Here is an 11,342-nt window from a genome sequence, read left to right on the forward strand (position 1 = left end):
TTTATTCTCCTTACGCAATAGTATAAATTTGATACTCATTTTCAGTCATTTCATGTTTACCAAATAAACTTAACTGAGTGCCATTAAATTTCCCAGGATAGAAAACAATAATTGGACGAGCATTGCCCGAAACGCTTAAACGTTTTAGTAATCCACTTGTATGAAGAAACGGATAAGCGGTTCCTGCCCCTGTCAGAAAGACAATCTCTGCATCTCCAGCGAGTCTATTAAAGGCATCTACAATAGAGACTCCGTCATCGATAGTAGGTTCAATAGCATCCATTACTGCGTCTAGGCCTTCATCTATTAATAAATCTTCAATCGCTTCCAAATCTTCTTCAAATACTGTTTCAAATACGTCATAGAGATTAACCACTGTTAACTGTTGTCTAGCTTGTAATACCAATTCGAGTGTTTCTTGAATTCCCTTTTTAACACGTTCTTCATCTTTCAAATCATATGTGAAAAGAAAGTATGGGATAATCGTCCGTTGCTGGGATAAAAAATCTTCATCCAGCAAACGGCGTTGGAGTGTCTGAAAACGCTCTTGCAAAATCTTGTTCATCTTCTTCCTCCTACACTAAAAAGTCATATGGGGGTTTTTTCGCCATAAAAGATACTACATCGGGAGAAAGCAATAAAGACTGCAGCCTGTACTTTTTCTCTGTTTTCTTCTCGAGTAATTTGCCACGGTAAAGCATTCTAAAAATTTGAATCCGGAGGCGAGAAACCGTATCATCCGACCACTGTAACTCATTAAGATGTTGTAGCTGCTTATGCTCGTAAAACTGTAAAAATTCATCTACTACCACTTCATACCGGTAAGAAGAATATTTTGGAAGAAGCCACTCAAATACAAATTCCTTCGCTAACCGATACGTCTCTAAATAGCTAAATAAAACAAGAAATGCTCGATCATCTGTACTCCCGGTTCTCAAAAGGTACAAGCCTTCTTTTCCTAGCGCTTCGGCACGTCGGTTAATCATAAGCAATCTTCTTTTTGCTCCTCGAATAGATGAATCATTGAAAATGTTTTCCTCAAGGATATAATCATGTAATTTTTTGTGGTTTGGTATATCTTCGAATAATTGGGCATATAACACTAATTCTTCTTCAAACCATTGTTCACTTGTTTGGGCTTTATATTTTATCGTCATCTACTATCACGCTACCTTCATTAATCAAAAAGATTGTTAATAAATCTTCCTTTTATAACTTCTTACTTTCCTTCAAGTATTTATAAAGCGTTGTGCGAGAAATTGAAAGTTCATTAGTAATTTCCGTAACGGCTTTATTCGCTGCATACATTCGTTTCGCCTTTTCAACCACTTCTTGATTAATTGGTTTCCTTCCACCCCTACGCCCTCGTGCTTTAGCTGCTTCGCGACTGATAGTAGTACGTTCTCTTAACAATTGATATTCCATCTCTTTAAGAGCTTCCAAAATTATAAAAAAATTTTTTCCTTCAGGCGTATTTGTATCAATATTTAAATCAACTATTCTTAAGCCTATTTGACGTTGCCTTAAATCCTCTATAACTTTAAATAACTGCTTTGTTGTTTGACCTAAACGGTCCAAACGAGAAATAATCAAGGTGTCATATGAATTCAATGATTGCAAACATTTATTAAGTTCCTGTTGGAATTCTCCTGGTTTTACATTTTCTTTAAAAATCGTTTCGCATCCTGCTTCTTTTAGAGTTACTTCCTGAAAGTCTAAATTATTATCGGCAATCAATGATTCTCTTGCATACCCTATGCATCTCAAGTTCTCATGGCCTCCTGAGTCAGTTATAGTTTTTAATATAAATAATTGATTTACGAACAAGATTCTAAACTTAATTATAACTTAAGATAAACTTATTTAAAATAAAAATATTATTATGAAGATTTTCTAGAATTATGGTAAAAGAAGCCTCTCATTGACCTAAAAGGCTTCTTTTCAAATTAATTATTATTTAGTAAATTGTCGTTCCCTTACCGGCTCAATCCCAAGCGCATCCAACTGCACCCAAAGACTCTCCAAAGCTTTCGCCTTATCAAAGTAAAACTCTCTTCCCCGAACTCTCCAGAACTTCCATCCTGAACGCTCCAACGATTCCTGGCGCTTCATGTCTTCTTCAAACTTCTCAGGGCCGTGCCATCTTTCACCGTCGCATTCAACAGCCAAACGGTCACGCATGCCTTCGACCACCATATCAATCCGGTACTGGCCGACTTTGACTTGAGGTGTGACTTTATAGCCTCTTGCCAAAATCATGCGAAGTACATCAACTTCAAACGGTGAATCGCATAGTTCTTCGAGGTTTTGGACTTCTGTATTCAAGCGAGTCGGATTTTGGCAATAGCTTAACAAGCGGTAACGCAAGTCCTGGGGATTCAGTTCTTCTAAATCCACTGAATGGTATAGCCTCATTTGGTTTTTCGCGCGGCTGGCGGCGACGTTGAACCGCTGCTTATCGGCATTGCCCGTCAAGGCTCGGAAGTGGCGGTTCGGTGCAGATACCATTGACAGGAAAATGATGTCCCGCTCATCGCCTTGCAGCGTATACGGATTCCCGCAAATAATTTTCCGTTCGACAAATTCACGGTCGCCGATTTCCTGGCGGATCCGGGATTCGAGCAGTTTATGCTGGTCTTGGCCAAGCAGCGTAATAACGCCGAATGTCTGGCCTTTCAGTTTCGGGTCGCGGACCATTTCTGCCATGTCGGCGACAATCGCATCGATTTCGCCTTCATTGACGTCTTTTCGGTCATCGATGACACCGTCTTTGACTTTGATTGCCAGAACCGGCGGATCGATTTTGTCTTCATCTAACGGCAAACGAAGCGGAATCATTTCGCCGCCGTAGCTCATGTCGTTCGAGAACTGAATGATTTCCGGCACGCAGCGGAAATGTTCGCGCAGCATCAGTTTCCCTTCTTTCGGGAAGGTCTGTTCCGCAATTTCATATAAGGACAAGTTGCCATCAAATAGATCGGCATTCGGGATGCCTTTCAAGTGGCGGCGCACGAGTTCCAGTACATCGTCTTGCTTGGTGCCGATCGATTGCGGACTGATTTGTTCATCGTCACCGACAACGACAATTTTCTTGCCGCGCAGGAGCACATTGATGGCGAACAAATCGCATTGGCTGCTTTCATCAAAAATGATGACATCAAACTTTTCGTTGGTCACCGGGAAGTTCTCCAGCACTTGGCTGATTGGCATAATCCAAACCGGAATGGCGCTTTGCGCGGTTTTCATTTCTTCCCGGGCACCTTGCAGGTTGCGCTGCGCCGATTTACCGCTGCCTTTGCCGAAACGTTTGATATAGGTTTTCCAGGCAGACAATGCCCGTTTTTCTTCGTCGGTGATGCGGTTGACTTGGTTTTTCCAAGTGGATGCGCTGACAATATTGCGGATCAAGCGCTTCTGTTCGATATGCTCTTCTTCCAGCTGTTTCTTCAAAAGCGTCGTATTCGTATCTTTCGTTTCATCGAGCCAAGTCTGCAATTTCTTCAATTCGAATGCTTCGAGATGGTTTTCAGGAAACTCGATTTCAGACCCGGCCGACATTTCAAGCAATTTGCCGGTCAGCGGCAATGTTTGATTGAACTGCTCCAGCAAGTTGTAGAACCGGTTCACTTTAGCTTTTGTGCGCTGCAGATCTTCCAGTTTGCTTAGCAGCTGCACCCATTTGGCATGGTCCTTTTCTTGGTAAGCCTGGACAAAATTCTGGCCAATCGGGTGCATCGTTACTTTGGCACTTAACATGGTCAATTCAGCTAAGTCCTGCTTGTATTGCGCTTCCCATGCCAGGTATTCCAACCGTTTAAGGACTGTATTAAGGTCTTTGCTCAATTGCTTAAGTTGGTCGACGGAATAGAGATTGATGTCGCCCATTCCAAAAGGAGTGATCTTCCCTTTGAACGTTTGAGCTGTATCGACTGCTTTTAAAACCAATTGCAATTCTTTCAAGCGGTCTTCTAAGAGATGCGGAAAGCGCTTTTCTTTTTCATCGATGACCGTATGGCCGATGTCTTCCATATTGCCGTTCAGCAACCGCGCCGCTTCTTTTTTGACCCATTCGTATTCCAAATGCGTATCCAGAATTTCAATGTCTTGAAGCGTTTTTACCGGTTCGCCGTTTAAGACCGGGTCTTCAAACAAGTATTTCGCTTGCTTCCCTTTCACCATAAAGAAAAGAAAGTTCGGCTTTTTGCCGTTTTGAAGCGGCTCTTTTGCAACGGTTAAATCGTTTGTTAAAGCTTCGTTGCCCTTTTCAGGCAAGTTGATCCGGTGCGTGACGAGAACATGGTACGAAGCAAATAACCGGTCAACGGCTCCGGATAGCTTATCCGTTAATGTCCGCCAGCGCTCTTCACGGTGCCCGCCAGCTCGGCAGTCGTCCATCATCGACTGGTACACTTGGTTTTCCAGCACCGCCGACATGCTGAGAAGTCCATCCAAATCCTTCTGCAGTGCTTTGATTTCGCTTTCGACGATGGGCAAGGAGTATTTCTGCAGGACGGCTTCGCCTTCTTGATTCGCTTCTTTCAAGCTGTTTTCGATTTCCATGAAAGCTGCAAAAGCAGAAGCATTTTTGAGATCGGCTTCTACAGATGGCAGGGATTGGTTGCGCAAATGAAGTTCTTCTTTTGCCGTATCGCTTTTCAGCTGCCACAATTCCTTGAAATCCACGGAGTTCAGCGGAAACTCGGCATGAAGTGCTACATTGTCCTGAATCCAGTTGTAGTGGATATCCGTTTCAGACAGGCGTTTTGCGACGTCGTATTTGAACAGTTTTTCTCCTTTGTAGGGGAGGACCGTCCCTTCTTTTTCGGCGTATTCTTTCAGCAGGTTTTTCAAGCGGGCTTCTTCGCGTTTGCTGCGGTTCAGCGCTTCTTTATCGCGTTCAATTTCCCGCTCCAGTCTTGGTACATCCAACTCCCCCAGTTTTTCGCCGATGACGCGGATTGACTGCTCGATTTCCTGCAGCGATTCACGTCCGCCTCCGAGAACCGGCACGCACAAATCGCGGATTTCCTGGGGGATCTTGTTTTTCAACACTTTTAATGGGCTTTCTTTTTGGCTCGTGATGAGGATCTTTTTTCCTTCCGACAAAAAGTGGGAAACCAAATTCGCTATCGTATGCGTTTTTCCGGTTCCAGGCGGTCCTTGCACCGTTACGCCTTGATGGCGCGATACCCGCTGGATAATGGCTTTTTGCTGTTCATTTGATTCAAGCGGGAAATACAGGTTGTTGTCGTCAAATACGCCGGTATGTGATGAAGTGTCACTTTCTTCAACAGCACTGTTTTTGATTGGTTCTCCGATAATGGAAGCAACGGTATCGGACAGTTCCAGTTGGTCAGTAGAAATTCCCTCAATGATTTGTGTGAGGTCATCCCGCAGGACCCGTGCATTTTTGATGCGCAGGGAAAGCATATGATGGCTGTAAATCGCAGGGTCCCGGTCGGGCACTTTAGTTGCTGAATCCGTTATATATTTTCCGTTCGCGTCAAACGTCTGGATAAATTGGGTGAAGAAATCAGTGAAGTCTTCTGTAATCTCCCTTTCCTGGACTTCTTTCCATAATTGATTGATCGCGCTGATGTTAGGGATAGGGATGCTAGTAAAAATCTCCCGTTCGACGGTGATTTCCTTGTCGACCAGTTTGACGGAAATGATGCCTTTGAATGCGTCCAATTCAAGTTCCACTTTGCTCGTTAAGAGCGGAGAGCGAATGGCTCCGATTTTCGGGTCCGGGTGCTGCCAAGTGAACAAGCCGGTGCCGTAGACAAATTCCAGCGTTTCGCCTTCTTTTTCAAAACGCGAAAAAAGCTCGAAAAATTCCTCGTATTTCTCCAGCGTCCGTTTTTTGATTTTGAGTTTCGTGGACCATTCTTTCCATTCCGGAACCCACTGCTCGTATGCAGCTAAGCGGTTCTCGTCATCGATGAAAAATTCCTTTTGCTGCTCCCCGACTGCCAGGTCTTTCGTTTTCATGGTTATATAGGAAGGAATCGCCGTTTCTTTCTTCGGATCAAAATTGAGCCAGTCTTTGAAAATCGGCTTTGGCGCCGGCGGTGTTTGGTCGGCTTTCGTCATAGTTGGTCTGTGAATTTCAATTAGGTTCTCACTATTGTGGCAATCGCCAAACGTAAAACAGCCTTCTAAGTTAGCCAAGTCTTCGAGCTGCCAGTTCTTTTCAAAATCCCGGTAATCCCGTACGACTTTTCCTACTAAATTATTTAATGCCAGCATGTATTCAAAAAAGTTTTTGGCTTTCTCTTTCGCTGTAATGGATTCCATCGAATACACCTCTCTTTGTCTCATTCTAACTATATAGTTCTAAAATTTTCATTAGCAATCAATTGACAATCTTAGTATGATTTTTCTTCTTTTATTCCTAATACTACCAACAAATAGGGATTTAGACAAGATGACGACTGGCCTTTAAGAAAGTTCCGATGAGGCATAAGTATTTAATATCTATTTCAATGAAGATAATAATTCTTGCAAAAACATAAATGTCCAAACAAAAACCACAGCCAGAAACCAGAACGGTTTCCAACTGCGGGAATTTCAAAGTTATTCATATAGATTCGGCAGCCACATTGACAATGCCGGAACAAATGTAATGACCAATAAACAGATGATCATCGTCAGCAAGAACGGCAACACAGCAAACGCAATGCGCTCGAACTGTACGCCGCCGACGCTTGAAGCCACGAACAAGTTGACGCCTAAGGGCGGTGTGATAAAGCCAATCGCCAAGTTGGCGACCAGGATAACGCCGAAATGGATCGGGTCAACGCCGACTGCAATAACGATCGGCAGCAGGATCGGCGTTAAGACGACGAGTGCTGAAATCGTATCGATGAACATGCCGACCACCAATAGCAAAAGGTTGATAGCAAGCAAAATGACGAGTGGATTGGTCGACAGGTTGGTCAGGTAATCCGAGATTTCGCCTGGAATCTGCTCGATTGTCATGAAGTAAGCGAACGATACCGACAAGCCGATGATGATCATCGTTGTGGCGTTGATGACGATTGCCTGGCGGAAACTTTCGTACAAACCTTCCCACGACAATTCCTTGTAGACGAATTTCCCGATGATGATGGCATAGACAACGGCCACTACTGCAGCTTCTGTCGGGGAGAAAATCCCGCCGTAGATGCCGCCAAGAATGATGACCGGGATTAATAACGCCCATTTCGCTTCCCAGAAGGTTTTGACGACATCTTTGAATTCAAAATGCGCCGCTTCGCCAGGCTCCGGCTTGTAGCCGCGTTTTCTGGAAATGAGATACGCGGTGATCAACAAGCCCACACCAATTAATAGTCCTGGAAGGATGCCAGCCAGGAACATGCTGCCGACCGATACGCCGCCGATGACGCCGTACAACACGAACGGAATGCTCGGCGGAATGATGACGCCGATTGAACCGGCAGAAGCCGCTACGGCCGATGCGAAGCCGCCATCGTATCTGCGCGCAATCATAGCGGGAATCATAAATCCACCGATGGCTGCAACCGTCGCCGGGCCTGAACCCGAAATGGCGGCAAAAAACATACAGGCAACAATTGTTACCATCGAAAGCCCGCCGGTCATCCAGCCCACCAATGCAGAGGCTAGTGCAAGCAAGCGTTTCGATACGCCGCCTTTGCCCATCAGGATCCCTGCCAGCATAAAGAACGGAATGGCAAGCAGCGGAAACGAATCGAGCGACGTGAACGCTTTTTGCGTAATGATGCTGAGCGGCAAGGTGGTCCCAAAGTAAATGGCCGTCAGCGCGGAGACGCCTAACGCGATGGCTATCGGAACCCCAATCAATAAACAAACGAATAACGTACCAAATAGAAGGGCTATCGTCATGCCGGAAGGTCGCCTCCCTTATGCATCTCGTAATCGCCTTGCCAGATTTTGATCAATTGCTGGATCAGGCGGATGCACATGCCTATGCCGCCTAATGGAATCGCCAGGAACGGAATCCACATCGGCAATTGCATGGCAGGCGTAACTTGGCCGTTGGAAATACTCGACAGCACCAAATCCGTTCCGAAATACGCTAAGAAAAGCGCCATTGCGAACCATATGGCCAGCGTGATTGTTTCCAGAATTTTTCTCGGCAAGCCTTTGAATTTGGTGATGAACGCTTCTACTCTAATATGTTCACGCAATTTTACCGCATAGCTGGCGCCGATCCATACTTGGAAAATATGTATATAGCGGGCCATTTCTTCCGTCCAGCTCGGTGCACTGGAAAACACATACCGTCCAACCACTTGCCCGAAGATCAAAACCACCATGACGACGAGCGTCAGGACTAAAAACGCTTCTTCCGCTTTTTCAAACTTCTTGATCATATCCACACTTCCTTTCAAAAACGAAGAACCAAGGAAATGCTTCCTTGATTCTTCAGCTGTGGTGTCTTATTATTCTTCATTTGCGGCAAGGGCCTGGTCAATCAAGTCTTTGCCGATTTGGTCTTCGTATTTTGTGTAAACGGATTCTGCAGCTTCACGGAATGCGTTGCGCTGTTCGTCCGTCAAGTCGTTAATCTGCATGCCTTCTGCTTCCAGTTGTTCCAAAAATTCTTTGTCTTGCTGCTGCGCCAATTCGCGCTGTTCGCTGCGGAATTCTTCAGAAGCTTCCATGATCAAGTCCTGCAAATCTGACGGCAAGGTGTTGTAGAAGTCGTTGTTCACTAGCAATGCAGTAGCTGCATAGACATGCCCTGTCAGCGTCAGGTAATCCTGCACTTCATAGAATTTGTTTGTGTAGTATAAGGAAATCGGGCAGTCCATCGCGTCGTAAGTTCCTTGCTGAAGCGCCGTATACAATTCACCGAAAGCGAACGGTGATGCGTTTGCACCAAATGCGTTAAACGTATCGGTGTGCAGCGGGCTTTCCAATGTCCGCATTTTCAGGCCTTGCATGTCTTCCGGGGCGTTAATCGGCCCTTCGTTGTTCGATACATGGCGGAAGCCGTTTTCGCCAAATACCAGCCCTTTGATGCCGTTGTTTTCCAGGTCTGCAAGTAGTTCTGTTCCCAGGTCGCCATCAAGTGCGCGATAAGCGGCTTCATTGTCGTTAAATAGGAACGGCAAGTCGAACACCTGGAATTTCTCATTGAACGACGCCATTGCCGCAACTGCTGGAATCGTCATCTCGACGTTTCCGAGCTGCACCGCTTCAATCGCTTCACGGTCAGAGCCGTAAAGCTGGCCATTCGGATATAGTTCCACTTTCAAGCGGCCATCCGATTCCGATTCCAATTTTTCTTTAAACGCTTCCGCTGCAACATGGGAAGATTGCTCTTCCGGCACCAAATGCGCCAGACGGATGGTGAACGTTTCTCCGCTTGACTCGCCGCCCTCTGAAGTTGAGCCGCCGCTGTCCGGACGGCCGCATGCTGATAGGATAAATAATGTGATAAGTAATAATCCGAGTAATTTTTTCATAGATCCTCCCGTGTGATGTATTTCAGCAACCGGTATTCAATATTGTTCAGATGGATGGCCAGTTGCTGTTTGGCCTCCTGAAAATTTCCCTGTTCAATCGCTTCGATAATCGCCAGATGTTCGGCATAAGCTTTTTCTGAACTGCCGGCAATCGTGTCCGATACCAGCATAAACGCACGGCTCCCGCCGGTATTGGTGCCTCTGATGATGTCTTTCAAGCGCCTGTTTCTGTGATTGCTGCACAATAAAGAATGGAAATCCTGGTCCAAATCCATAAACCGGACAAAATCTTTTTCATGGATCGCCTGCCACTGAAGGGCGACGTTTTCTTTCATCTCCACTACGACACGCTCTTGATCTGCTTTCGACCATTCCTGAAGTCCGTGAATTTCCAGCAATCTCCGAAGCTCCATAATTTCTTCGACATCCTGCCGGGTAAATTCGGCGACCACTGCCGGCCTTGGTTGCTTCAACTCGATAAGCGCATCAACAGCCAGTCTTTTCAATGCTTCCCGCAAAGGAGTCCGGCTGATGCCCAGTTCCATTGCCAGCTTTTCTTCCGGCAATTCGTCGCCGGGCTTCAATTCTCCAATCATGATCAGCTTCTTGATGTATTCATAAGCTTGTTCGGCAAGTGTGACTTTTTTCGCTATCTTCTCCATAGTTCCTCCTTCCTACATAAATAATCGCTACAGTGTATACTGTATACATTCAGTATATGGGAACACCTGAAAGATGTAAATCAAATTTTCGGAATTAATTGATTTCACAAACAACTTTAGTTTTGCTGGTAAAAAATCAATTTAATTTTTTCAGCTATAAAACCAATCTTGTGATGTGATTTCAAGGCGTCTTCGCTACAATAAAAGAAACGGACAAATGAACCGGATGCAGAAAAATTTCGCAGAGCCTGTCATAAGGAGATAGCAGATTGGAAACCCTATTAGTTTTTAGAAGTTCATTCTCAAATAAGTTTTGGAAAATCACCGTCGCCGACACTTCGTTCGCCGTCAACTATGGAAAAATCGGTACAGCGGGCTTCGTTAACGTCAAAGATTTTCCGACGCCGGAAGTCTGCAAAAAAGAAGCCCACCGCCTGATCCAGTCCAAGCTGAAAAAAGGCTACCAACCGGCGGTGTCGACAGATCCGCTCATCAAAGAAAGCGCAATGACTGAAGTGTACTTTTGGCAATTGCTCGACCGCTGCAAGGAAAAAGGCGACGATTCAGAGGAACAGATGGAGTGGCTCGCTTCCCAATTGGCTAAAGGGCCCGTGATTGATATTCTGGGTTTTGACTCGATCTTGAAAAAACATTACAGCCAGTCTTATACCTCGGATTTGTGGGCCGCTGCCTATATTGCCATGGGCGGCTGTTCGGACGACTGTTTTGATTATTTCCGGGCGTGGCTGTTGTACCTCGGGAAAAACACGTATTATGAAGCCATTGAAAATCCGGAGACGCTCCTTCCCTATTTCGGACTTTTGCAGGAACAGGAGGAAATCCCGCAGCTGGAAGAATTCTTAATGGTTGCTTGTGAGGCGTTTGAAGAGAAAACCGGCCGGGACATGGAAGATTATTGGAAGCTTTACGAGCAATTGATGCAGGACGATGAGCCGGATCCGGAAATTGACTTCGATTGGGATGAAGACGATGAAGAAGGGCTGAGCCGCATGTTTCCGCAGTTATGGGCAGCTTTTGGAGAGAACCCATTATAAAAGCATCAGAAAAGGGAAACAAAGCATCGAGCTTTGTTTCCCTTCAGGCTGTCGAGAAACTCTCTCGACAGCCTGTTTTTTTGTTTATTTTACTACTTTTCCGATGTACACTAAAAGAAAATGAAGGAGCGAGGTCTCATGATTGGTCCCGTCAAAAACCATCGTCATGA

Annotated in this window: 9 protein-coding genes; 1 reads left to right on the forward strand and 8 read right to left on the reverse strand. The window is 45.3% G+C overall.

Features of this window, described 5'->3' with window-relative positions; genetic code table 11:
- Positions 1-10: 10 nt before the first annotated feature.
- The 8 genes from HU147_RS12365 to HU147_RS12400 form a co-directional block, all read right to left on the reverse strand.
- Complete coding sequence (locus HU147_RS12365; RefSeq protein WP_224076523.1) at positions 11-565, reverse strand: BREX protein BrxB domain-containing protein; 555 nt, start codon at positions 563-565, stop codon at positions 11-13.
- 10 nt (positions 566-575) lie between these two features.
- Positions 576-1,157, reverse strand: coding sequence for a BrxA family protein (locus HU147_RS12370; protein ID WP_224076524.1), 582 nt, complete (start codon positions 1,155-1,157; stop codon positions 576-578).
- A 52-nt stretch (positions 1,158-1,209) separates the two neighbouring features.
- A complete protein-coding gene (locus HU147_RS12375; RefSeq protein ID WP_224076525.1) occupies positions 1,210-1,767 on the reverse strand; it encodes a recombinase family protein in 558 nt (185 codons plus the stop codon).
- A gap of 186 nt (positions 1,768-1,953) precedes the next feature.
- Positions 1,954-6,297, reverse strand: a complete 4,344-nt coding sequence (locus HU147_RS12380; RefSeq protein WP_224076526.1) for an AAA domain-containing protein — start codon at positions 6,295-6,297, stop codon at positions 1,954-1,956.
- A gap of 279 nt (positions 6,298-6,576) precedes the next feature.
- A complete protein-coding gene (locus tag HU147_RS12385) occupies positions 6,577-7,866 on the reverse strand; it encodes a TRAP transporter large permease (protein ID WP_224076527.1) in 1,290 nt (429 codons plus the stop codon).
- The gene (locus tag HU147_RS12390) at positions 7,863-8,357 is read right to left on the reverse strand and encodes a TRAP transporter small permease (RefSeq protein WP_224076528.1); all 495 of its coding nucleotides are present in this window, start codon (positions 8,355-8,357) and stop codon (positions 7,863-7,865) included. Before HU147_RS12390 ends, HU147_RS12385 begins: the two co-directional genes overlap by 4 nt.
- Before the next feature lie 69 nt (positions 8,358-8,426).
- Positions 8,427-9,455 (reverse strand): TRAP transporter substrate-binding protein, encoded by a 1,029-nt coding sequence (locus HU147_RS12395; protein ID WP_224076529.1) that lies wholly within the window; start codon positions 9,453-9,455, stop codon positions 8,427-8,429.
- The gene (locus HU147_RS12400) at positions 9,452-10,117 is read right to left on the reverse strand and encodes a GntR family transcriptional regulator (RefSeq protein ID WP_224076530.1); all 666 of its coding nucleotides are present in this window, start codon (positions 10,115-10,117) and stop codon (positions 9,452-9,454) included. Before HU147_RS12400 ends, HU147_RS12395 begins: the two co-directional genes overlap by 4 nt.
- 269 nt (positions 10,118-10,386) lie before the next feature.
- Here HU147_RS12400 and HU147_RS12405 point away from each other — a divergent pair, with 269 nt between their 5' ends.
- Positions 10,387-11,172, forward strand: coding sequence for a DUF4240 domain-containing protein (locus tag HU147_RS12405; protein WP_224076531.1), 786 nt, complete (start codon positions 10,387-10,389; stop codon positions 11,170-11,172).
- The last annotated feature ends 170 nt before the right edge of the window (positions 11,173-11,342 follow it).

The sequence above is a fragment of the Planococcus chinensis genome (assembly GCF_020071995.1).
In the GTDB taxonomy this organism is placed as follows: domain Bacteria; phylum Bacillota; class Bacilli; order Bacillales_A; family Planococcaceae; genus Planococcus; species Planococcus chinensis_A.